This is a genomic window from Buchnera aphidicola (Brevicoryne brassicae) (assembly GCF_005082825.1).
Lineage (GTDB): Bacteria > Pseudomonadota > Gammaproteobacteria > Enterobacterales > Enterobacteriaceae > Buchnera > Buchnera aphidicola_AK.
This window is the reverse complement of sequence record NZ_CP034882.1, coordinates 424,641-447,330: the sequence shown is the minus strand read 5'-3', so window position 1 is coordinate 447,330 and position 22,690 is coordinate 424,641. Positions and strand designations below refer to the sequence as shown.

24 protein-coding genes and 1 tRNA gene are annotated in these 22,690 nt (G+C 24.7%); 11 read left to right on the top strand and 14 right to left on the bottom strand.

Annotated elements, in window-relative coordinates:
- Positions 1-53: 53 nt before the first annotated feature.
- A complete protein-coding gene (gene alaS / locus D9V66_RS02055) occupies positions 54-2,708 on the bottom strand; it encodes an alanine--tRNA ligase (protein WP_158365790.1) in 2,655 nt (884 codons plus the stop codon).
- Positions 2,709-2,780: 72 nt separating this feature from the next.
- Positions 2,781-3,515: an outer membrane protein assembly factor BamD gene (locus D9V66_RS02050; protein ID WP_158365789.1), complete on the bottom strand. Its 735-nt coding sequence runs from the start codon at positions 3,513-3,515 to the stop codon at positions 2,781-2,783.
- 143 nt (positions 3,516-3,658) lie between these two features.
- Here D9V66_RS02050 and rluD point away from each other — a divergent pair, with 143 nt between their 5' ends.
- Both rluD and fis read left to right on the top strand, forming a co-directional pair.
- The gene (gene rluD / locus D9V66_RS02045) at positions 3,659-4,597 is read left to right on the top strand and encodes a 23S rRNA pseudouridine(1911/1915/1917) synthase RluD (protein ID WP_158365788.1); all 939 of its coding nucleotides are present in this window, start codon (positions 3,659-3,661) and stop codon (positions 4,595-4,597) included.
- Positions 4,598-4,770: 173 nt separating this feature from the next.
- On the top strand, positions 4,771-5,067 hold the full coding sequence (gene fis / locus D9V66_RS02040; protein WP_158365787.1) for a DNA-binding transcriptional regulator Fis: 297 nt from the start codon (positions 4,771-4,773) through the stop codon (positions 5,065-5,067).
- Between the two features lie 136 nt (positions 5,068-5,203).
- Here the strand turns inward: fis and aroQ are convergent, their stop codons facing one another.
- Entirely contained in the window at positions 5,204-5,653 is a 450-nt protein-coding gene (gene aroQ / locus D9V66_RS02035; protein WP_158365786.1) for a type II 3-dehydroquinate dehydratase, read from the bottom strand.
- A 119-nt stretch (positions 5,654-5,772) separates the two neighbouring features.
- Here aroQ and tldD point away from each other — a divergent pair, with 119 nt between their 5' ends.
- Positions 5,773-7,224 (top strand): metalloprotease TldD, encoded by a 1,452-nt coding sequence (gene tldD / locus D9V66_RS02030; RefSeq protein WP_158365785.1) that lies wholly within the window; start codon positions 5,773-5,775, stop codon positions 7,222-7,224.
- Between the two features lie 100 nt (positions 7,225-7,324).
- On the opposite strand, the gene rplS is transcribed toward tldD, so the two are convergent.
- From rplS to D9V66_RS02000, 6 genes are all read right to left on the bottom strand, one after another.
- A complete protein-coding gene (rplS, locus tag D9V66_RS02025; protein WP_158365784.1) occupies positions 7,325-7,672 on the bottom strand; it encodes a 50S ribosomal protein L19 in 348 nt (115 codons plus the stop codon).
- Positions 7,673-7,717: 45 nt separating this feature from the next.
- Positions 7,718-8,479 carry a tRNA (guanosine(37)-N1)-methyltransferase TrmD gene (gene trmD / locus D9V66_RS02020; RefSeq protein WP_158365783.1) on the bottom strand — a complete coding sequence of 254 codons (762 nt, stop codon included), beginning with the start codon at positions 8,477-8,479 and terminating at the stop codon, positions 7,718-7,720.
- Positions 8,476-9,024 carry a ribosome maturation factor RimM gene (gene rimM / locus D9V66_RS02015; RefSeq protein WP_158366039.1) on the bottom strand — a complete coding sequence of 183 codons (549 nt, stop codon included), beginning with the start codon at positions 9,022-9,024 and terminating at the stop codon, positions 8,476-8,478. The genes trmD and rimM overlap by 4 nt, the downstream gene beginning before the upstream one ends.
- 1 nt (position 9,025) lies before the next feature.
- Positions 9,026-9,274: a 30S ribosomal protein S16 gene (gene rpsP, locus D9V66_RS02010; RefSeq protein WP_158365782.1), complete on the bottom strand. Its 249-nt coding sequence runs from the start codon at positions 9,272-9,274 to the stop codon at positions 9,026-9,028.
- A 127-nt stretch (positions 9,275-9,401) separates the two neighbouring features.
- Positions 9,402-10,757, bottom strand: coding sequence for a signal recognition particle protein (gene ffh, locus D9V66_RS02005; RefSeq protein ID WP_158365781.1), 1,356 nt, complete (start codon positions 10,755-10,757; stop codon positions 9,402-9,404).
- Between the two features lie 136 nt (positions 10,758-10,893).
- The gene (locus D9V66_RS02000; RefSeq protein ID WP_158365780.1) at positions 10,894-12,048 is read right to left on the bottom strand and encodes a chorismate mutase; all 1,155 of its coding nucleotides are present in this window, start codon (positions 12,046-12,048) and stop codon (positions 10,894-10,896) included.
- Positions 12,049-12,336: 288 nt separating this feature from the next.
- Between D9V66_RS02000 and rplM the strand changes: the two genes are divergently transcribed.
- Complete coding sequence (rplM, locus tag D9V66_RS01995; RefSeq protein ID WP_158365779.1) at positions 12,337-12,765, top strand: 50S ribosomal protein L13; 429 nt, start codon at positions 12,337-12,339, stop codon at positions 12,763-12,765.
- Between the two features lie 15 nt (positions 12,766-12,780).
- Positions 12,781-13,173, top strand: a complete 393-nt coding sequence (gene rpsI, locus D9V66_RS01990) for a 30S ribosomal protein S9 (RefSeq protein ID WP_158365778.1) — start codon at positions 12,781-12,783, stop codon at positions 13,171-13,173.
- Positions 13,174-13,223: 50 nt separating this feature from the next.
- Here rpsI and cgtA read toward each other — a convergent pair whose 3' ends face one another.
- From cgtA to D9V66_RS01965, 5 genes are all read right to left on the bottom strand, one after another.
- Positions 13,224-14,249 carry an Obg family GTPase CgtA gene (gene cgtA, locus D9V66_RS01985; RefSeq protein WP_158365777.1) on the bottom strand — a complete coding sequence of 342 codons (1,026 nt, stop codon included), beginning with the start codon at positions 14,247-14,249 and terminating at the stop codon, positions 13,224-13,226.
- Between the two features lie 97 nt (positions 14,250-14,346).
- On the bottom strand, positions 14,347-14,601 hold the full coding sequence (gene rpmA, locus D9V66_RS01980; protein ID WP_158365776.1) for a 50S ribosomal protein L27: 255 nt from the start codon (positions 14,599-14,601) through the stop codon (positions 14,347-14,349).
- 4 nt (positions 14,602-14,605) lie between these two features.
- On the bottom strand, positions 14,606-14,932 hold the full coding sequence (gene rplU, locus D9V66_RS01975) for a 50S ribosomal protein L21 (protein WP_158365775.1): 327 nt from the start codon (positions 14,930-14,932) through the stop codon (positions 14,606-14,608).
- Between the two features lie 167 nt (positions 14,933-15,099).
- Positions 15,100-16,350 (bottom strand): UDP-N-acetylglucosamine 1-carboxyvinyltransferase, encoded by a 1,251-nt coding sequence (murA, locus tag D9V66_RS01970; protein WP_158365774.1) that lies wholly within the window; start codon positions 16,348-16,350, stop codon positions 15,100-15,102.
- A gap of 40 nt (positions 16,351-16,390) precedes the next feature.
- Complete coding sequence (locus D9V66_RS01965; protein ID WP_158365773.1) at positions 16,391-16,660, bottom strand: BolA family protein; 270 nt, start codon at positions 16,658-16,660, stop codon at positions 16,391-16,393.
- A 533-nt stretch (positions 16,661-17,193) separates the two neighbouring features.
- Here D9V66_RS01965 and greA point away from each other — a divergent pair.
- From greA to D9V66_RS01935, 6 genes are all read left to right on the top strand, one after another.
- On the top strand, positions 17,194-17,673 hold the full coding sequence (greA, locus tag D9V66_RS01960; RefSeq protein ID WP_158365772.1) for a transcription elongation factor GreA: 480 nt from the start codon (positions 17,194-17,196) through the stop codon (positions 17,671-17,673).
- 55 nt (positions 17,674-17,728) lie between these two features.
- A complete protein-coding gene (gene rlmE, locus D9V66_RS01955) occupies positions 17,729-18,349 on the top strand; it encodes a 23S rRNA (uridine(2552)-2'-O)-methyltransferase RlmE (RefSeq protein ID WP_158365771.1) in 621 nt (206 codons plus the stop codon).
- A gap of 69 nt (positions 18,350-18,418) precedes the next feature.
- Positions 18,419-20,254 (top strand): ATP-dependent zinc metalloprotease FtsH, encoded by a 1,836-nt coding sequence (gene ftsH / locus D9V66_RS01950; RefSeq protein WP_158366036.1) that lies wholly within the window; start codon positions 18,419-18,421, stop codon positions 20,252-20,254.
- 231 nt (positions 20,255-20,485) lie between these two features.
- Entirely contained in the window at positions 20,486-21,820 is a 1,335-nt protein-coding gene (glmM, locus tag D9V66_RS01945) for a phosphoglucosamine mutase (RefSeq protein WP_158365770.1), read from the top strand.
- Between the two features lie 87 nt (positions 21,821-21,907).
- Entirely contained in the window at positions 21,908-22,237 is a 330-nt protein-coding gene (gene secG, locus D9V66_RS01940) for a preprotein translocase subunit SecG (protein WP_158365769.1), read from the top strand.
- A gap of 51 nt (positions 22,238-22,288) precedes the next feature.
- A tRNA-Leu gene (locus D9V66_RS01935) sits at positions 22,289-22,374 on the top strand.
- The last annotated feature ends 316 nt before the right edge of the window (positions 22,375-22,690 follow it).

Sequence of the window (22,690 nt, the reverse complement as noted above, 5' to 3'; positions counted from 1 at the left end):
TGATGTATTTAAAAAATTCTTTAGTCTTAAACGAATTTATTGTATAACGTATATTATAAATAATCGTTGTTTTTTTTATTTTTTAATTGAGTATTAATCCATAATTGAATATTGTTTAAAACAATAAGTAGTTTTTTTACGTCGATACCTCCTCCTTCAGCAATTTCTTTTTTTCCTCCACCGTTTCCATTTATTTCTTTCATAATTATGTTCATAATACTTATTGCTGTTATATCATTAGTTAAATTTTTTGTAACTCCGATAACAATGGTAAAACGATTTTTTATAATATTTGTTAAAATTATAATTGTTTTTTTTAGTTCTTTTTTTAATTGATCAACTATTATTCTTAATAGTTTATGCTCATAATTATAAAAAACATTTGATACAAATTTTATTCCTTTTATATCATTAGCATTTTTAATTAATTTTTTTATATGATTTGTATTTTCTTTCTTTTGAAAATTAATTATTTTCTCTTCTAATATTTTTGTTTTTTTTATTATTTGTTGTATTTTTTCTTTGATGTAATAACGATTACAATTTAGTATAAGAGATATATCTTGTATATTATTATCTTTTTCATGTAAATAATCTATTGCTTTTTGTCCAGTTTTAGCTTCGATTCTTTTGATTCCTGATGATATACTTGATTGAGAAATAATTTTAAAAAATCCAATATCTCCAGTTCTTTTCGTATGAGTTCCTCCACAAAGTTCTATAGAAAAATCATTTATGAATACAACACGAACGATAGAATTATATTCATTTTCAAATAAACACATTGCTTTCTGTTTCTTCGCTTCTTCCAAATTTAACGTTTTAATTTCAATTGGAATATTATCACGAATTTTCATATTAATAATATGTTCAATTTTTTGTATTTGAGATAGTTTTATAGATTTAGAATAAGAAAAATCAAATCTTAAATATGTATCAGTGACTAAAGAACCTTTTTGATATACATTTTCGCCAAAAATTTTTCGTAATGTCGCATGTAATAAATGTGTGGCAGAATGATTTCGTTGAATAGAATGTCTATAATCTTTGTTGATTTGACTGTATACATAATCATTGATTTCAATTTTTCCTGAAACGATTTTTCCGATATGTCCTATTGTATTTCCGTATTTTTTTGTAGTTTCTACTATAAAACATGAATTTTTATGATATAATTCACCTATATCACCTACTTGTCCACCTGACTCTCCATAAAATGTTGTTGTATCAAGAAAAATTATTCCAGTTTCATTAATTCGAATTTCTTGAACTGATTGATTGTTCACAAAAATATGTTTTACTAAAGATTTCACCTTGTACTCTTTATAGCCTTGAAATAAACAGGTATCATTTAAGATAATACCGTCATTGTAATCTTTATAAAATTTTTTTTTGCTATTAGACTGTGTTTTTTGTTTTTCTTTTAATATTTTATAGCCTATATAATCTATTTTTATGTTTTTTTCACGACATACATCAGCTATTAAATCAATTGGAAATCCAAATGTATCATAAAGATAAAAGATAGTTTCACCGGAGAGTACATTTTTTTTAATTTTTTTTATTTCATGATCTAATATTTTTAAACCTTTATCAAGAGTATAAGAAAATTGTATTTCTTCTGTTTTTAATGTTTTTTCTATTTTTTCTTTTTTTTGTTTTAATATATTAGAAGCTACACCCATAACTTTAATTAAACTAGAAACAAGTTTATAAAAAAAATTTTCTTTGATTCCAATTTTATGTCCATGTCTTAATGCTCTTCTAATAATTCTTCTTAAAACATAACCTCTATTTTCATTTGATGGAATAATATCATCTGAAATAATATATGCACATGATCTAATATGGTCAGCTATAATTTTTAAAGAAACATGATGTAAATCTTTTATAGGACTAAATATAGTTATATCTTTAATTAATTCTTTAAATATATCAATATCATAATTAGAATGAACGTTTTGCAAAACAGCAGATATTCTTTCGAGCCCCATTCCTGTATCTATACATTTTTTTGGTAAAGTAATGATTTTTGTTTTTGAAATTCGATTAAATTCTATAAAAACAATATTCCAAATTTCAATAAAACGATTATTTTTATTTTCTAAAAATTCTAATTGATTTTCTATAACTTTGTTACCATAGTCATAAAATATTTCAGTAGATGGTCCACATGGTCCGGTATCTCCCATTTGCCAAAAGTTATCAGAATTATATTTAGAATTATCTTTATCACCTATTTTTATAATACGTTCAGAAGGTATTTGAATTATATTTTTCCATATTTCATATGTTTCATTATCATCTTGATATACTGAAATCCATAATTTATTTTTGGGTATATTAAACCATTTTTTTGATGTTAATAATTCCCAAGCATATTTTATTGCTTCTTTTTTGAAGTAATCACCGAAACTAAAATTACCTAACATTTCGAAAAACGTATGATGTTTAGAAGTATATCCTACATTTTCTAAATCATTATGTTTTCCACCCGTTCTTAAACAACGTTGAACTGTAGCTACACGAGGATAGTTGATTTTTTTTTGACCTAAAAAAACTTCTTTAAATTGATTCATACCTGCATTAGTAAATAGTAAAGTAGAATCATTATGTGGTATTAAAGAACTACTCGGAAGAATAACGTGTCCTTTTTTTTCAAAAAAATTTAGAAAATCTTGACGTATTTCATTAGTTTTTTTATTCATAATTATTCTTTTTTGCTTTAAAAATAAATATTGAATTATAATTAAATGTTTTAAAAAACGTTAATTAGCTTTTTAAAGAGAGTTTAAGGATATTATTTTTGATATTTTTTTAGCAGTATCTAAAATATTTAGAGCAAAAAAAGATTTTTCCATATATATAAGTGTTTTGCGGGCAGCTTGTGTTTCTGGATATTTTTGAATTATTTCTGTTCCTCTATTTATAACAGATATGTATTTTTTGTGTGAAAAATAAAATTTTAAAATTTTAAAATCATGTTCTGATAAACGCTTTTTTATTGATATTATATTTTTTTTAGCATTTATGATATATAGACTTTTAGGATAATGATAAATTAGATTTTGTAATTGAAAAAATGCATTGATTGCATGAATAGGGTCACTTTTATAATACTCTATAGGTAAAATTTTAAAAAATGTATTTTTATCCATAGCTAAACTAATTAAAGATTGCATATATAAAACATAATCTATATTTGGATGGTTGGGATGAAAATATATAAATTCTTGTACAGTTTTTTGTGCCATATTAAAATTGAAATTTTTATAATAAGCATAAATTAGGTTTATTTGAATTTTATCATTATTAAAATTAACAATACTATCATTTTTAATTTTTTCTAATATATTTATCGCTTCATCAAATTTTTTTTCTTTTAGTTTTTTTTTCGAGTATTTATAAAGTATATCTGTTGTTATAAAAAGATAATCATTTGAAGATTTACAATGTACTGTTAAATTTACACATATAATTATAAAAATAAATATCATTTTGTAGTTTTTTTTCATAAAAGTCTATTCAATTTAAATTAATAATGTTTTTATTAAAAATATTTATATTTAGTAGTATTATAGAATATTATTTTTTATAAATGTTAAAGATTACGTATTTTAATACATAAAAATATTTAATTAGAGCAAGGATAATATTTTTGAAAAAAATAGAATTAAGTGCAGTTGTATCTTGTTCTTCCTTGTCTGGGAAAAGATTAGATCAAGTGTTATCTAAATTGTTTAAAGAGTACTCTCGTTCTTATTTAAAACAATTAATTCTCATTAATCAAGTATTTATTAATAATAAGGTGGTTAATCAACCTGATAAAAAAATATTAGGTGGGGAAACAATTACTATTTATTTTTTTTTAGAAGATGTTCAATTTAATCTTCCTGAAAAAATAAATTTAAATATTATATATGAAGATAATGAAATATTAGTTATTAACAAGCCTGATGGTTTAGTTGTTCATCCAGGTCCAGGTAATAATAAAGGTACTATTTTAAATGCTTTATTATATCATTATAAAAACGCTAAATATTTACCTCGAGCAGGTATAGTTCATCGTTTAGACAAGGATACTACTGGATTAATGGTAATTGCAAAAACTATTTTTTCTTATAATTATTTATTAAAAAAATTAAAAAAACGAGAAATTTGTAGGGAATATCAAGGAGTTGTTAGAGGAAAAATGATTTCAGGTGGAACGATAAATATACCTATAATGCGTCATCATAAAAAAAGAACTTGTATGATGACTCATCATTTAGGAAAAAAATCAGTAACACACTATAAAATAATTAATCATTTTAAATTTCATACACATATATTAATACAATTAGAGACAGGACGAACACATCAAATTCGTGTTCATATGTTACACATTGGATATCCATTAGTTGGAGATCCTATATATAGTGGTATTAATCGTCTTATAAACCATCAAAACAATAAGAATCTGAATCAAACATATAAACTTTCTCGTCAAGCGTTACATGCGAGTCGTATTTCTTTTTATCATCCTATTAGTCGCAATTTAATGTCTTGGACTATACCTCTTCCTCAAGATATAAAAAATCTTCTTTTACATTTATAAAAATGTAAAAAGTTGTTTTTTACTTATTGTATTTATTTTTAATAAAACATATCATTTATTTTTATTAAAAATTTACGAAGACATTCTTTTTAATTTATTCGATATGTAGTTTTTGTTTATTTTTAATTTTATAAAAATATATACAATTTAAAAAATCAAGAGTTGACAATATTATGTTAGAAGAACCTATAAAAAAAGAATTTTTAGTTGTATCTACTACAAACTCTCAAAATCAAATTGTCAAAAAACCTTTGCGCGAATCAGTTAAAAAATCTTTAAAATATTATTTATTGAATTTAAATGGTAAATATGTAAATAATTTATATGAATTAGCATTAGCAGAATTAGAACAACCCTTGCTAGATATGGTTATGCAATATACTCGAGGAAATCAAACACGTGCAGCTTTAATGATGGGAATTAATCGTAGCACGTTACGGAAAAAATTAAAAAAATATGGTATGAATTAATGATTGTTAAACATTTTTTTAGATGATTTTTTTTGCTGCACTTTCTATTTTTATTAAGAATTAATTTCTTAATAAGAGAGTGCAAAATATTTTTTTATCTCATTTTTTTAAAAAAATATAAAACTTATTCGTTGTTTTATATCTGTATTTTTCTATTAGATATTGTTTTTAATGCCCAAATATAACCATCTATGCCTAGTCCACATATAACACCTTTAGAAATATCAGATAACCATGAATGAGAACGAAAATTTTCTCTAGCGTAAATATTTGAAATATGAACTTCAATAAAGGGAATGTTAACTGCTATTAATGCGTCTCTAATTGCTATACTAGTATGTGTAAATGCAGCTGGATTAATTATAATATAGTCAATCTCATTTTTTGAAGAATGAATTTTATCAATTAAAACATGTTCTGCATTAGATTGTATATGTTGTAATAAAATATTAAGTTTTTTAGCTTCTATTTCTAATTTTTTTAATAAAGCAGATAAAGTTATATTACCATAAATTTCAGTTTCTCTTGTTCCTAAAAGATTTAAATTAGGTCCATTTATTATTAGTATTTTTGTAACTTTTTTCATGATTTAATCTCTAGTTTGGATAATTTTTATTTAAAATATGTAAAATAATAATTTTTATTTTTTTATATTATATTTTATAATAAGTTTTTACAAGACTATTATAAATTAAGTAGGTTCGAATGACATTTGAATTAGTTACTGAATCTTTATTAACTGCAAATAACATAAATCATCAAGATCTTTTTGTTTCTTTAGAAGAACTATGTAAACGTAAAATAGATTATGGGGATCTTTATTTTCAATCTCATCTTCATGAATCTTGGTTTTTAGAAAATGGAATTATAAAAGAAGGAAATTATCATTCAGATCAAGGAGTTGGAGTAAGAGCTATTCAAGGAGAAACTACAGGATTTGCATATGCAGATCAAATATCAAAAGAATCTCTAATAAAAAGTACTAATATGGCGAATAGTATTATTTTTTCAAAAGGCGGAGGAAAAACAAAAACATTATCAAAAAAAAAGATAATACCATTTTACACTAATATGAATCCATTAAAAAAAATCTCTTCTAGAGAAAAAAATGATTTGCTTTATAGAGCTAATCATATAGCTAGAAGTGTTGATCATCGTGTCGTAGAAGTAAATGTTACTTTAACAGGTTCATATGAACAAATTTTAATTGCATCAACTGATGGAAATTTAGCTTCAGATATAAGACCATTAGTATATTGTTCAATTAGTGTTTTAGTTGAAGATCATGGAAAAAGAGAACGTGGTAGAAGTGGAGGAAGTAGTCGTACTGATTATGACTTTTTTTTAAAAAAAGATGATCTTTCAAGAGAAGTTAGAATTGATTATTGGTCTAGAGAAGCAGTACGTATAGCTCTTTTAAACTTATCTTCAAAAGAAGCTCCATCAGGAACATTTCCAGTAGTTTTGGGATCTGGATGGCCAGGAGTATTGTTACATGAAGCAGTTGGACATGGTTTAGAAGGTGATTTTAACAGAAGAAGAACTTCAATTTTTACTGGTATGATTGGTAAAAAAGTTGCATCAGAATTATGTACAATTATTGATGATGGAACAATACAAGATCAACGTGGCTCATTAACTATTGATGATGAGGGTACTCCAGGTCAATATAATATTTTAATTGAAAAAGGAATATTAAAAAAATACATGCAAGATAAACTTAATGCACGTTTAATGGGGACAAAATCTACTGGAAACGCTCGTCGTGAATCTTATTCTTGTTTGCCCATGCCTCGCATGACAAATACTTATATGTTATCTGGAACATCAAAAATAGAAGATATCATTAAAAGTGTTGATTATGGAATATATGCTGTGAATTTTTCAGGAGGTCAAGTTGATATTACTTCAGGACAATTTGTTTTTTCTACTTCGGAAGCTTATTTAATACAAGAAGGAAAAGTTTCTATACCTATTAAAAATACAACTTTAATAGGATCTGGTTTGGAAGTTATGCAAAAGATATCAATGGTTGGTAATGATTTAAAAATGGATCAAGGCATGGGTGTTTGTGGAAAAGATGGACAAAACGTTCCAGTGGGAATTGGTCAACCGTCTATTAAATTAGACAGCTTGACAATAGGCGGAACTGCTTAATTATTTAAAGTAAAAATTCTTTTTTAATTTACGTAATACTAAAAAATAATGCAGTCAAGAAGTATATCGTGACTGCATGTCATAAGTATTTTAAACATTATTAATTAAGTCGTTCTCTGATACGTGCAGCTTTACCAGTTCTACTTCTTAAGTAATATAGTTTTGCTTTTCTTACTAAACCTTTTCTTTTTACAAGAATTTCATCTATACTATGTGAATGTGTTTGAAAAACACGTTCAATACCTTCTCCATTAGAAATTTTACGTACAGTAAAAGATGAATTTAAATGACGATTTTTTATTGCTATTACAATTCCTTCGAAAGATTGTAAACGTTTTTTAGAACCTTCAATAACCCATACTTTTACTTCTAGAGTATCTCCAGACCTAAAAATAGGTATATTTTTTTTTAGTTGTTCTTTTTCTATTGTGTGAATAATGTTTGTCATGTATTTCCCTTTAAATTAGACAACTAAAGATATTAATGATATTTTTTATTTTTTATGCTCTTTTTTAAATTCATCTAATAGTATTTTTTCTTCTTTTGTTAATTTGTTTTTTAGAAGATCAGGACGATTTTTCCATGTTTTTCCGAGTGATTGTTTTAATCTCCAAAGACGAATTTTATTGTGATTTCCAGATAATAATATTTCGGGTACTGACTTATTTCTTATTATTTTCGGTCTAGTATAATTAGGATAATCAAGTAAATTCTTAGAAAACGTTTCTTCTTCTATTGATTTTTTTGTTTTAATAACACCAGGGATTAGTCTAGAAATAGAATCGATCATAATCATAGCTGCTAATTCTCCTCCGGTAAGTATGTAATTTCCAACAGACCATTCTTCATTAACATAGTTATCAATAATTCTTTGATCTATTCCTTCATATCTACCACAAATAAAAATTATTTTTTTTTTATTGATTAATTGTTCTATATGATTCTGTTGAAATACTTTTCCTTGAGGAGATAAATAAATAATAAAAGCATTTTTTAGCATAGATTTTGCATGTTGAATAGATAAGTATAATGGTTCAACACTCATTAACATACCTGGTCCTCCTCCGTAAGGACGATCATCTATAGATTTATATTTGTTTTTAGAAAAATCCCTTGGATTAATACAATCAATGTTAATAATGTTTTTTTTAATTGCTTTATTAGTTACACCATAATGAGTAATAGCACGAAACATTTCTGGGAAAATTGTAATAATTTTAAACCATATAAAGGTATTATCATATTTTTTTTTCATTTATAGTATATGATTGAATTCCATTGGACTATTATAATTTTATTATAAACATCTATTTTGTTTATTATTTCTTTATCAATGAAAGGAATGAGAATTTTTTTTTTATAGTTTTTTAATTCATTTTTAATTATTAAAATGTCATTGTTTTTTGTTCTCATTAAATCGATTACTTGGCCTAAATATTCTTGATTTGTATTAAATACGTTAAAGCTAATAATTTCAAACCAATAATATTCATTTTTTTTTAATATAGGTAATTGATGACTATTAATTAATATATTTGAATTAGTTAGCATCGTGGCTTCTGTACGATCAGAAACCCCTTTTATCTTTACTATAAAGTTTTTTTTGTGTTTTTTCCAATTATCAAGATTAATTTTTATCCATTTTTTTTCTTTAAAAAAAAACCATGGAAGATAATTAAAAATTTTTTCTTTTTTTTCTGAAAAAGAAAAAATAGTTATCCAACCTAATATACCATAAGGTTTTCCTACTTTTCCTATTAATATTGGATTAACTGTTTTATTTAGAGCCATATTTATAATGTTACTTTTTTTCATTTAACAATTTAATTATTTTTTTAGTTCTTTCTGACATTTGAGCACCTTGGTTTTTCCAATATTCAATACGGTTTAAATTTAATTTAATTTTTTCAGATTTTCCTTTCGCAATAGGATTAAAGTAACCAACATGTTCAATAAATCGACCATCTCTAGAAAAACGGCTATCAGCTACGACCATTTTATAAAAAGGACGTTTTTTTGTTCCATAACGAGCTAAACGAATTTTTACCATATGTATTTTCTTCTTTTAAGGTTAATTAGATCAAAAAATTAATAATTTTTAATTAAAATAAAGGATAATATCCCATATTCAAAACTATTAAACGTTTAATTAAATGTATCTCTTCGTAAATTTATTTTTAAAAGTTTTTTGGTAGTATATTTTTAATTCCCCTCATTACTTTTGCTATCCCACTAGTTTTTATTTTTTTCATGATTTTTTTTATATCATCAAAATTTTTTAATAATTTATTTACATCTTGTATTTTTGTTCCTGAACCTGAAGCTATTCTACGTTTTCTTGAACCTTTTATAATTATTGGTTTTATTCTTTCTTTGGGCGTCATGGATTGTATCATTGCTTCTACTCTATTTAATGTATTTTTATCTGTATTTAATGATGATATTTTATTAAAAAATTTATTATTCGTAGAAAATTTATCGATAAAATAATTAAGTCCTCCTATTTTTTTCATTTGTTTAATTTGTATCAAAAAATCGTTTAAATTAAAATCATGACCTTTTTTTAATTTTTTTGTTAGTTTTTTAACATGAAATTGATCTACTTTTTCTTCGATATCTTCAATAAGAGACATAACATCGTTCATACCTAAAATTCTTTCTGCAGTTCTTTCAGGATAAAAAGCATCTAATTCATTTATTTTCTCTCCTGTTCCTATGAATTTAATAGGTTTTCCAATAACATAACGCATAGATAAAGCAATTCCATTCCTAGAATCACCGTCTGTTTTACTTAATACTATACCAGATATAGATAATTCCTCATTAAATATTCTAGCCATATTTATTGCATCTTGTCCCATCATTGAATCTACTACTAAAAGTGTCTCAATGGGTTTTGATAAAGCCTGTATTTCATGAATTTCATTCATCATCTTTTTATCAATATGTAAACGTCCTGCTGTATCAATTAATAACACATCATATAATTTTAGCGTAGCATATTTTATTGCTTGCTCAGTAATTTCTATTGGTGTTTGATTTATATTAGATGAAAAAAAATCTACTTCGATTTGTTGAGATAACATTTGAAGTTGTTTAATAGCGGCAGCACGATAAATATCAGTAGATACAATTAATATTTTTTTCTTGTGTTTGTTTTTGATCCATCTAGCTAATTTTGCTAAATTAGTAGTTTTTCCAACTCCTTGTAAACCTACTATTAATATTACTGCTGGTGGTGTAATAGATAAATTTAAACTATTACTTTTTTCACCCATAGCAAGTATTAATTCATTTTTAACAATTTTTATAAATTCTTGTCCTGGAGTTAAACTTTTATTGATTTGATGACCAATTGATTTTTTTTTAACATTTTCTATAAATTTTTTTATTACTGATAAGGTTACATCTGCTTCTAAAAATGCTTTTCTTACTTCGCGTATAGTATCTTCAATATTTTCTTCTGTAAGTCTTCCTTTGTTGATAATTTTACGTAAACTTTGTGAAAGACGTTGAGTTAAGTTGTTAAACATTGTTGATTGCTCATATTAAAATTTCTGAATATATATCTTAATTAAAATAATGTTTTTAAAAAATTATTTTTAATATTTTAGATACTTTTTTTAAAAGTAACTATATTTTATTAAAATATTTTTGTTTTTGAAAATTTCACGGTATTGTTGGAATAATTTTTTCACTAGGATAACATCCTAGAATTTTTACAAATTTAGTGATTTTTTCGATTTTTTTTATTGTTTCTTGCATTAAAGTTGATGATAGATTTGCTTCAATATCAATATAAAAAATTTCTTCCCATAGATTTTTATAAATGGTATGAGAAGTTAATTTTTTCATAATTATTTTTTTTTCTTGTAATATTAATAATACTTTAGCAAGAGCTCCTAATTCTTGTCCTGTACTAAATATTAATGTTGTTTTAGCTAGTATTTTTTTAGATACTTCAATAGGATTTCTATTCAGTAAAATAAATCTTGTAATATTTTTTTCTTGATTTGCTAAATTTTTAGATAAAATATTTAATCCATAAATTTTACTTCCTATTTCACTTCCTAATGCTGCATTTCTTGGATCGTTATACTGAGAAATTTTTTTCATTGCATCAGCTGTACTTTTTGTATATTTTATTTTCCATTTTGGAAATTTTTTAATAAAGTTACTACATTGTTGAAAGGGTTGAGGATGACTATATACTGTTTTAATTTTATTTAATTCAACTTTTTGAATTGAAAGTAAACAGTGATCAATCAATATACTAATTTCTCCAATAATAAATAAATTAGTTTTTTTTAATAAATAAAAAATTTCATTAATATAACCAGAACAAGTATTTTCTATTGGTAAAACAGCATAGTCTGATTCATTATTTTCTACTGATATGACAACTTCTTCAAATGTTGTACATTCTTTTGTAATACATGTTTTAAAATTTTGATTTGCATATTCGCAAGCAGCAATATGAGAATAGGAACCTTTAGGACCTAAAAAAGAAAAATTAGAAATATTTTTTTTATGATTATTACAAAATTTTTGTAACATTTTTTTTTGAGTTGACACAGATTCTTCAATTATCAGTTGAAATAATCGAGTAATATATTCAGCCGTTAAATGATTTTTTTTACCTAAAACAATTAATTCTTGTAACATTTTTTTTTCACGTTCTATATCCCGTATTGATTGATTATTTTTTATTTTAGATTTAGCTATTTTTAATACTAGTGTTTTTCTTTCTGATAATAATTGTACTATTTTTTTATCAATATTATTAATTTGATCACGGAAAACAAGTAGTGGATTGTTAGGCATAATTTATTACCTATGAAATATGTAACATTTCTGATATTTAAAAAGTGAATTTTTCTTAAAAACATGTTTTGTATAAAAATTTAATTTTATTAAAAGCATGAGTAAATCAATATTTTTAATTATATATTTATTATTTTAAACAAAGATATTATATTAAATTATTTTTATAATCTTGTATAAGATAGTTTAAATTGTATGTTTGTAGTTAAATGTATTTACTATATCTTATTAATTCTAATCATAGTATTATTTTATATACAAATAATTATATTTCAATGTGGTTTGTCAATGAAAACTTTTTCAATTAAATCAAGTAATATTAAAAGAAATTGGTATTACGTAGATGCAACTAATAAAATATTAGGTAGATTAGCAAGTGAATTATCTCTTCGTCTTCGGGGTAAACATAAAGTGGAATATACTCCTCACCTTGATACTGGAGATTATATTATTGTTTTAAATGCTTCAAAAATATTAGTTACAGGAAGAAAAAAAACAAATAAAATTTATTATCACCATACTGGTTATGTCGGTGGAATAAAACAATTTAGATTTGAAGAGATGATAATTCGTTCTCCGGAAAAAGTAATTGAAATTGCAGTCAAAGGTATGTTGCCAAAAGGACCTTTGGGACGTGCAATGTTTAAAAAATTAAAAGTTTTTCCAAATGAAAATCATTATCATATAGCGCAAAATCCTCAATTATTAAAAATTTAATTAAAGGTATAAAAAATGATTCAGCATCAAAATTATGGAACTGGTCGTCGAAAAAGCTCTTCTGCTCGAGTTTTTTTAAGATCTGGAAATGGAGAGATAGTTGTAAACAAACGTTCTTTACAAGAATATTTTGGTCGCGAAACTTCATGTATGATTGTTCGTCAGCCATTAGAATTAGTTGACATGATGAATAAATTCAATATTTATATTACTGTTAAAGGAGGAGGTATCTCTGGTCAAGCAGGTGCAATTCGTCAAGGTATTACGCGTGCGTTAATTAAATATAATCAATCATTACGTTTTGAATTAAGAAAATCTGGATTTGTGACACGTGATTCTCGTCAAGTTGAACGCAAAAAAGTAGGTTTTCGTAAAGCAAGAAAGCGTCCACAATTTTCAAAACGTTAAGATTAGAAAAAACTTTAAAAATAGTTATTTTTTAGAAGAACTTGGTTTTTTTAAAAAACCGAGTTCTTTTTTTCTTTTTCTAAATATTTACTTATATCCAAACATAATTTTTTTATACCTGCTTTTTTTAATGATGAAATAAAATAATATTTTTCTTTTATTTTTAATTGAGTTTGAATTTCATTAATTATCTGATTAACTTTTCTTGAAGTGAATAAATCGATTTTATTAAAGACTAACCATCTCGGTTTATTATATAATTTTATACTATATCTTTTGAGTTCATTTAAAACTATTTGTATATTTTGTGCTGGATGACAATTATTTTGAGGCATTAAATCAACTATATGTAATAATATTTTACATCTTTCTAGGTGTTTTAAGAAACGAATTCCTAATCCACAACCGTTAGATGCTCCTTTTATTATACCTGGAATATCTGCTATTATGAATTTTTTATTATTTTTAACATTTACACTTCCTAAAATTGGATTTAATGTTGTAAATGGATAGTTTGCAATTTTCGTTTTAGCTCCTGATATACTTGCAACTAAACTAGATTTTCCTACATTAGGCATGCCTAATGTGCCTACATCTGCAATTAAAAACAATTCTAATTGTATATCTCGTTTTTCTCCTATTGAGCCTAGGGTTTTTTGTCTTGGAGTACGATTAGTAGGAGATTTAAATCTAGTATTACCTAATCCATGCCAACCTCCTTTGGCAATTAATATTTTTTGCTGATGTTTAATTAAATCACCTATGATTTCACGTGTTTGATAGTTTATTGCTTTTGTCCCTACAGGTACGTGTATTATTATATCGCTTCCTTTTTTTCCTGTGCATTTTTTACCTGATCCATTTTGCCCATTTTGAGCTTGGAATTTTTTTTTAAATCTAAGGTCTATTAGAGTATTTAAGTTGTTATTACCCTCTAACCAAATATTTCCACCATCTCCACCATCTCCACCATCTGGACCACCTTTAGGAATATACTTTTCTCTTCTAAAGTTTATACATCCATCTCCACCATTTCCAGCAATAACCTGTATTATAGTTTGATCAACAAATTTCATTTTATATCCAATTATTATTGTTTTTTATTTTAAAAAATTATATATCTTAGAAGATGTTGATTATTAAACCCCTAAAAAAAGGGGGTTTTTGCATATTTTAATTTATAATATTAATATACGTTCTTTTCTTTAATCCTTTTTTTTTAAATTCTACTTTTCCTTTTGAAGTAGCAAAAATTGTATGATCTTTCCCACAGGATACATTTTTACCAGGATGAAATTTTGTTCCACGTTGTTTAACAATTATACTACCAGCTGAAATTAACTGACCGCCAAAACATTTAACACCCAGTCTTTGAGCATTAGAATCTCGTCCATTTCTAGTAGATCCTCCAGCTTTTTTATGTGCCATTTTTTTAACTCTCTTCTGAAATATGATTAATATCTATAATTTTTACATCAGTAAAATATTGACGATGACCTTGTTGTTTTTTATAATGCTTGCGGCGATTAAATTTAACAACTTTTATTTTTTTCAGACGACCGTGATTTTCAATATGAGCTTTTATTTTTGCACCTTTTATAAAAGGTGTGCCAATTTTTGTAAAATCTTCATTAGAAATCATTAAAATTTGATTAAATTCTATAGTTGTACCAAGTGAATTATTTAATTTTTCTAATCTTATAATCTGATTTTTAGTTGCTCTATGTTGTTTTCCACCACTTATAAAAACTGCATACATACAAGACTCCGATGATTGTGACTAATTATTTGTATTTTTTTATAGTTAATTTTTTGCTTGTTTTAAAATAAAATATAATTAATTTTTTACTTAAAAATACTATTTTTTTAAATAAAAAGTCTATTTTACAATTGTTTTATTTCATAAATTAAATGACGAGTATTTTTTCATATCATTGTAATATCAGCTCCTAATTTATTTAATTTCTTATGAAATAATTCATATCCTCTAATAAGATGTTGTGTTTTATTAACTATTGTTACGCCTTTAGAAATACAGCCAGCTAAAACTAATGTTGCAGATGCTCTTAAATCAGTACAAAAAACATTTGCAGATGATAATATAGGTATCCCATAGCACACAATAGTATTTTTTTTTATTTTAATTTTAGCTCCCATATTAATCAATTCTGAAACATAATTAAAACGATTTTCAAATATGGTTTCAGTAATATTACCTACGCCTTTAGAAATTGTATTTAATAAAGCAAATTGAGATTGCATATCCGTTGGAAATCCGGGATAAGGTGCGGTATGAATATTTAAGGATTTAGGTCTTTTCCCTCTCATATCTAATTTAATCCAATTTTTTCCTATATTAATATTTGCTCCAGCTTCAGTTAGTTTTACTAATACACTTTTTAAGTGTTTAGGTTCAGTGTTATGACAAATAATTTTCCCTTGAGATACAGCTGCGGCAACTAAAAAAGTTCCTGTTTCAATTCTATCTGGAATGATTTGATGTGTGCCTCCTTTTAATTTTAAAACACCTGTAATAAATATTTTATTACTACCTGCTCCAATAATATTAGCACCTAATGTATTTAAAAAATTTGCAATATCAATTATTTCAGGTTCTTGAGCTGCATTATCAATAACGGTAATACCTTGAGCTAAAGCAGCTGCACTCATAATTGTAATAGTTGCGCCAACACTATTTTTTTTCATTAGGATGTATTTACCTTGAAAACGTCCTTTTATAGATGCATTAATACAGTTTTTTTCTAAATTAATTGTAGCACCTAATTTAATTAGACCTTTTATATGCAAATCTATTGGCCTTTTTCCTATTTGACATCCTCCAGGAAAAAATATTTTAGCTTTTCCAAATCGTGTTAAAAGAGGAGCTAATATCCATATAGAAGCTCTGATTTTTTTAATCAAATCATATGGAGGTGAAAAGTTATTAATTGAACTAGGATCAATATATAATATTTTTTGATGTTTTATTTTTGCTCCTAAGTATTCAAGTAATTCAAGTGCTATATTAACATCTGTCAAATTGGGAATATTTCTGATTTTTATTTTTTCTTCTGTCAATATACTCATAAATAAAATTGGTAATGCGGCGTTTTTAGAACCAGAAATAGAAACGTTTCCATTTAAACTTTTGCTACCTATTATAAAAAATTTATCCATTTATTGATAAATCTCTATTTTATTAATATGTAAAATTTTCTTATGTTTTATGAATAGAGTTCTTAATTTTTTTGTTGTTTTTTTTCCATTCTTCAGCTGTATAAGCAACAATAGAAATTGCATGAATATGTTGTTTTGCAATCATATTTATTAAAGGTGCATAAACTATTTGTTGTCTTTTTACTTGACTTTCTCCTTTGAATATATCTCCTATGACGATTATTTTAATATGATTACTATCGCCTGTAATATATGCTTCTTTTAAATTTAACTCAGTAATAAGTAATGATTTTATTTCTTGATTATTCATTTTTAATGTACTTTTGATTAAATTTTTGAAAAGATTTTAAAATCTTAAAAAAATTGAAATGATGATTTTATCGATACTAAAAAATATGTAAAATATATTAAATATTTCAAATAAGACATATAATGTTACATATTAATAGAATGAATTTTTTAAAATTTTGATAAATTATATTTTTTACTTTAATATAAAACAATATAAATTTTTATTATCAAAAAAAGTATATATTTAAAAAAAATATTTTTAAGTGAAACTAAAAAATACATAATTAATTTTAAATTATTTTTTATATTTATTTAAATATAATTTTTTATAAAAAATTTTTAATCACATTAATAAAAATCTTGATAGTTTAAAAATTACATACAAACATATTATGTTATAAAATATATATTTTTACTGAAAATATTTAAAATTTTAACATTTTTTTTAATTTTAAAAAGTATTTATATATATATATATTGTAAACAAGATGTTTTTTTTATTAAAAATAATTTTTTACAATATTAAATAAAAAAATAATGGAGTGTGTAAATATGATTAATTTAATTCCAATGACTGTAAGAGGTGCAGAGAAACTTCGTCAAGAACTTCAACAATTAAAGAGTATAAAACGTCCTCGTATTATTAATGCAATTGCAGAAGCAAGGCAACATGGTGATTTAAAAGAAAATGCTGAATATCATTCAGCTCGTGAAGAACAAAGTTTTTGTGAAGGACGTATTAAGGAAATTGAAGCAAAATTATCTAATTCGCAAATTATAGATGTAACAAAATTATCTAACAATGGACGAGTAATTTTTGGTTCTACTGTTACTGTTTTAAATATAAAAACAAATGAAAAATTTACTTATCAAATTGTAGGTGATGATGAATCTGATTTTAAACAAAATTTAATTTCTATAAATTCTCCAATGTCTAGAGGTCTGATTGGAAAAAAAAATAATGCCACTGTAGTAATATATACACCAGGTGGCAATGTTGAATATAAAATTTTAAAAATAGATTATATTTAATCATATAAAAAATATTTTTTATTTTTTAAAAGTTAACTATAACGTATATAAGAATATGAATTCTCAAAAAAAATCAAAAAGTTCTAATCGTTGGCTATTAGAACATTTTAATGATAAATATGTCAAGGAAGCACAAAAAAATAAAATACGTTCTAGAGCTTGGTTCAAATTAGAGCAATTAGACAAAACTAATAAATTATTTAAAATTGGTATGAATGTCATTGATTTAGGGGCGGCTCCTGGAAGTTGGTCACAATATGCAATTACTAAGATAGGAAAAACAGGATATATTGCAGCTTTTGATGTATTACCTATTAAACCAATAAAAGGTGTTAATTTTTTTCAAGGAGATATTCGTAATAAAAAAATATTTAATTTAGTATTAAGTTCTTTAAGTGATATTAAATTTGATTTAGTCATGTCAGATATGTCTCCTAATATTACAGGGAATTTTTCTATTGATATGCCACGTATTATTAATTTATGTAAATTAGCATTAAAAATATCAGATTTTTTATTATCTAAAAACGGTATTTTTTTGTTAAAATCATTTCAAGGAGAAGGTTTTAATGAGTTTTACAAAGAAATCAAAACACTATTTAAAAAAGTCAAAATTTGCAAACCTAAAACTTCTCGAACAAGATCTCGAGAAATATTCATTCTAGCAATCAGATAAACATTATAGTTATTAGTCTGTGTTATTTTTAATATATAGATTCAATGAGAGGTTGTTCCTTTGAATGATATGGTTAAAAACCTGATCTTCTGGTTAGTCATAACAGTTATATTGATGTCTATTTTTCAAAACTTCAATGCTCATGATGTAAATAATCATAGAGTTGATTATTCAACTTTTTTATCAGAAGTTAATCAGAATCAGATTCGTGAAGCATATATTAATGGACGTGTAATTAGCGTAACTAAAAAAGATAGCAGTAAATATACTACTTATATACCTATTAATGATCCTAAATTATTAGATAATCTTTTAACAAAAAATGTTAAAATTACAGGTTCTATTCCTGAAGAACCAAGTCTTCTAATTTCGATTTTTATTTCTTGGTTTCCAATGTTATTATTAATTGGTGTATGGATATTTTTTATGAGGCAAATGCAAATAGGTGGTGGAAAAGGTGCTATGTCTTTTGGAAAAAGTAAAGCACGTATGTTATCAGAGAATCAAATTCAAACTACTTTTTCAGATGTTGCAGGATGTGATGAGGCAAAAGAAGAAGTGAGTGAATTAGTTGAATACCTTAAAGAACCTAGTCGTTTTCAAAAACTAGGAGGAAAAATTCCGAAAGGAGTATTAATGGTTGGTCCACCTGGGACTGGTAAAACTTTACTTGCAAAAGCAATAGCTGGAGAAGCAAAAGTTCCATTTTTTACTATTTCAGGATCTGATTTTGTAGAAATGTTTGTTGGAGTTGGTGCTTCTAGAGTGAGAGATATGTTTGAGCATTCAAGAAAGTCAGCTCCATGTATAATATTTATTGATGAAATTGACGCAGTAGGACGACAAAGAGGTACAGGATTAGGCGGTGGACATGATGAAAGAGAACAAACACTAAATCAAATGCTAGTTGAAATGGATGGATTTGATGGAAATGAAGGTGTTATTTTAATAGCCGCTACTAATAGACCTGATGTTTTAGATCCTGCATTATTACGTCCTGGTCGATTTGATCGTCAGGTTATTGTACCTCTTCCAGATATTCGTGGAAGAGAACAAATTTTAAAAGTTCACATGAAAAAAGTTCCTTTATCTAAAGATGTAGACCCTATGATTATTGCACGTGGAACCCCAGGTTTTTCAGGTGCTGATTTAGCAAATTTAGTTAATGAAGCTGCTCTTTTTGCTGCCAGACTTAATAATCGTGTAGTATCTATGTTGGAATTTGAAAGGGCTAAAGATAAAATGATGATGGGTTCTGAAAGAAAATCAATGGTTATGAGTGATTTTCAAAAAGAGTCTACTGCTTATCATGAAGCTGGTCATGTAATTATTGGACGATTAGTACCTGATCATGATCCTGCTCATAAAGTTACTATTATTCCTAGAGGACGAGCATTAGGTGTTACGTTCTTTTTACCAGAATCAGATACACTTAGTATCAGTCGACAAAAATTAGAAAGTCAAATATCTACTTTATATGGTGGTCGTTTAGCAGAAGAAATTATTTATGGATCAAAAAATGTTTCTACTGGTGCTTGTAATGATATTAAAATAGCTACAAATTTAGCTCGAAATATGGTAACTCAATGGGGTTTTTCAGATAAACTAGGACCTTTACTATATGCTGAAGAAGAAGAAGAAGTGTTTCTAGGTCGTTCAGTAGCTAAAGCAAAACATATGTCTGATGAAACAGCTAGAATTATTGACGAAGAAGTAAAATTATTAATTGAAACTAATTATAGTCGAGCTCGAAATATTTTAAATGAAAATATTGATATATTACATGCAATGAAAGATGCTTTAATAAAATATGAAACTATTGATGCATTTCAAATTGATGATTTAATGGAAAGACGAGAAGTACGCAAACCACAAGGATGGACAGCGACTGACATTAGTACATAATTTTTAAAAATTTAGAAATATAAATATATTTCATAATATGTTTAAAAAAAATTTTTCTATCAATAATATTATTTTATTTTTTTTAAAATTTTTTAATTTAATGTGTATTAAAATAAGATGAAGTGATAAAGTTATTATAACTTCATCTTATTTTTTAACTATACAGAATAATTATTATAATTTATTGCAAATATAATTATATTTAAAATTGAGTGTAGGAATAAAATTGTTATGACTCATTTGCAATATTTTAAAACAGACGGTATACGTGGGAAAGTAGGAAAAAATCCTATGACCCCAGAATTTTGTTTGACATTAGGAAAAGCTATTGGAATGGTGTTAGGAAACAATCCAGAAAAAAAAATTGTTATCGGAAGAGATACGCGTATTTCTGGATCTTTATTACAGTCAGCTTTAGAATTTGGTATTTTATCTACAGGTATATCTACTTTATTGGCTGGTTGTATACCGACCTCAGCAATTTCATATTTTACCAGATATTTTAATGCTTCAGCGGGTATTATTATTTCAGGATCACATAATCTTTTTGATGATAATGGGATAAAAATTTTTTATAAAAATGGAATTAAATTAACTAAAAAAATAGAATTAAAAATTGAAAAAAAAATAAAAAATATTTTTACTTATCCTGATTTTATACATTATGGTTATTCTAGTAAAATTATTAATCCTGAATGTAAATACGTTAATTTTTGTAAAAATATTTATCCTAAAGATTTAAATTTATCTAAATTTACTATTGTTATAGATTGTGCGAATGGTTCAACTTATAATGTAGCACCAAGAGTTTTTCAGGATTTAGGAGCAAAAGTAATAATTCTTTCTGCCACTCCTAATGGAGTAAATATTAATAAAAACTCAGGATCTACTAATATCTCAAATTTAAAAAATGCAGTGATATCAGAAAAAGCAAACATTGGTTTAGCATTTGATGGTGATGGAGATCGTGTTATTATGGTAGATCATTTAGGAAATAAAATAGATGGAGATCAAATAATTTATATTATTGCAAAAGAATATTTGAAAATAAAAGAGTTAAATAGAGGTGTTGTAGGAACTTTAATGACTAATATGGGAATAGTTTTAGGATTAAAAAAATTAGGTATTCCCTTCTATCCAACACAAATAGGAGATCGTAATATATATAAAAAAATACAAGAAAAAAAATGGATACTAGGAGCAGAACAGTCAGGTCATATTATTTTATCTGATAAACATTCTACCGGAGATGGGATTATAGCTAGTTTACAAGTTTTGTTGATTATGATTCATAATAATATGACTTTATATGATTTACTAAGTCAAATAAAATTATTTCCTCAGGTATTGTTAAATGTTTTTTTAGAAAAAGATATAAATTTAGAAGAAAATGTTAAATTAAAAACTATTCTTAGTCAATATAAAAAAATTTTAGGTAAAAATAGTCGTGTTTTAATTCGTAAATCTGGAACAGAATCTTGTATTCGAATTATGGTTGAAGGAGAAAATTATTTAAAAGTTTATAAATTAGCTCATTATATTGCAGATATAATTAAAGTGTTTTGAATTTTTATATTTTACCATCAATAATAATTTTTATTGAAAAAAAATTATATTTTTTTGAAAACTTTATAAAAAAGGAAATTATTTTTTATGTATTTGTTTTTCTTAATTTTTTTTATTTTCGTTTCTCTTTCTTTAATTTTTTTGATTTTATTACAACCAGGAAAAGGACTTAATAACACCTTAAATTCAAATACAACAAGCAATATTAAATTATTTAATAATATAGGAACAAACAGTTTTATAACAAATATTATTTCAGTTCTATCTTTTTTATTTTTAATAATAAGTATTGTTTTATGTAATATTAATAATAGAAAAATGGACGTAGATTTTTTTTTAGAAGATAATAAAAAAAATATTACAAAACATGAATCTATTTTAGAAAAAAAATCGTTAAATCTTGATATACCTCATTAATTTTTTCTAATAGAATAAATTATATATATTAATTTTATTTAAGATTTTTTTACCGAGGTGGTGAAATTGGTAGACACGCTATCTTGAGGGGATAGTGCTAAATAAGCGTATGGGTTCAACTCCCATCCTCGGTACCATTTAGTTTTTTATTTAAAAATTCTAGATTAATTATATATAATTTTTATATTAATAATATTTAAAAATTTACAATATAAAAATATTTTTAATAAAAAATTTATATATAGGGTGAAATCACTTAAACCCCGAATTTTCGGGGTTTTTTATTAGAATATTTATTCTAATTATACAATCTTAATAGTTATTTTTAATATTAATTAATAATTAATTATATAAACTCTTGATTAGTAAAAATTAGTGTATTAATTATCTAATTTCATAATTAAATTTTTTGTAATTAATACATGTAAAATGAGTTACTATTTCTCATTTAAA

What these genes read in the sequence shown, in the direction of transcription:
- glmM (WP_158365770.1), top strand. Translation starts at nt 20,486, where the DNA reads ATGACTCATTTGCAATATTTTAAAACAGACGGTATACGTGGGAAAGTA.
- ftsH (WP_158366036.1), top strand. Translation starts at nt 18,419, where the DNA reads ATGGTTAAAAACCTGATCTTCTGGTTAGTCATAACAGTTATATTGATG.
- rplU (WP_158365775.1), bottom strand. Translation starts at nt 14,932, where the DNA reads ATGTATGCAGTTTTTATAAGTGGTGGAAAACAACATAGAGCAACTAAA.
- aroQ (WP_158365786.1), bottom strand. Translation starts at nt 5,653, where the DNA reads ATGAAAAAAGTTACAAAAATACTAATAATAAATGGACCTAATTTAAAT.
- D9V66_RS01965 (WP_158365773.1), bottom strand. Translation starts at nt 16,660, where the DNA reads ATGAATAATCAAGAAATAAAATCATTACTTATTACTGAGTTAAATTTA.
- trmD (WP_158365783.1), bottom strand. Translation starts at nt 8,479, where the DNA reads ATGAAAAAAAAATATGATAATACCTTTATATGGTTTAAAATTATTACA.
- D9V66_RS02050 (WP_158365789.1), bottom strand. Translation starts at nt 3,515, where the DNA reads ATGAAAAAAAACTACAAAATGATATTTATTTTTATAATTATATGTGTA.
- secG (WP_158365769.1), top strand. Translation starts at nt 21,908, where the DNA reads ATGTATTTGTTTTTCTTAATTTTTTTTATTTTCGTTTCTCTTTCTTTA.
- ffh (WP_158365781.1), bottom strand. Translation starts at nt 10,757, where the DNA reads ATGTTTAACAACTTAACTCAACGTCTTTCACAAAGTTTACGTAAAATT.
- rpsI (WP_158365778.1), top strand. Translation starts at nt 12,781, where the DNA reads ATGATTCAGCATCAAAATTATGGAACTGGTCGTCGAAAAAGCTCTTCT.
- greA (WP_158365772.1), top strand. Translation starts at nt 17,194, where the DNA reads ATGATTAATTTAATTCCAATGACTGTAAGAGGTGCAGAGAAACTTCGT.
- D9V66_RS02000 (WP_158365780.1), bottom strand. Translation starts at nt 12,048, where the DNA reads ATGCCTAACAATCCACTACTTGTTTTCCGTGATCAAATTAATAATATT.
- alaS (WP_158365790.1), bottom strand. Translation starts at nt 2,708, where the DNA reads ATGAATAAAAAAACTAATGAAATACGTCAAGATTTTCTAAATTTTTTT.
- rplM (WP_158365779.1), top strand. Translation starts at nt 12,337, where the DNA reads ATGAAAACTTTTTCAATTAAATCAAGTAATATTAAAAGAAATTGGTAT.
- rplS (WP_158365784.1), bottom strand. Translation starts at nt 7,672, where the DNA reads ATGACAAACATTATTCACACAATAGAAAAAGAACAACTAAAAAAAAAT.
- murA (WP_158365774.1), bottom strand. Translation starts at nt 16,350, where the DNA reads ATGGATAAATTTTTTATAATAGGTAGCAAAAGTTTAAATGGAAACGTT.
- rlmE (WP_158365771.1), top strand. Translation starts at nt 17,729, where the DNA reads ATGAATTCTCAAAAAAAATCAAAAAGTTCTAATCGTTGGCTATTAGAA.
- rpsP (WP_158365782.1), bottom strand. Translation starts at nt 9,274, where the DNA reads ATGGTAAAAATTCGTTTAGCTCGTTATGGAACAAAAAAACGTCCTTTT.
- fis (WP_158365787.1), top strand. Translation starts at nt 4,771, where the DNA reads ATGTTAGAAGAACCTATAAAAAAAGAATTTTTAGTTGTATCTACTACA.
- rpmA (WP_158365776.1), bottom strand. Translation starts at nt 14,601, where the DNA reads ATGGCACATAAAAAAGCTGGAGGATCTACTAGAAATGGACGAGATTCT.
- cgtA (WP_158365777.1), bottom strand. Translation starts at nt 14,249, where the DNA reads ATGAAATTTGTTGATCAAACTATAATACAGGTTATTGCTGGAAATGGT.
- tldD (WP_158365785.1), top strand. Translation starts at nt 5,773, where the DNA reads ATGACATTTGAATTAGTTACTGAATCTTTATTAACTGCAAATAACATA.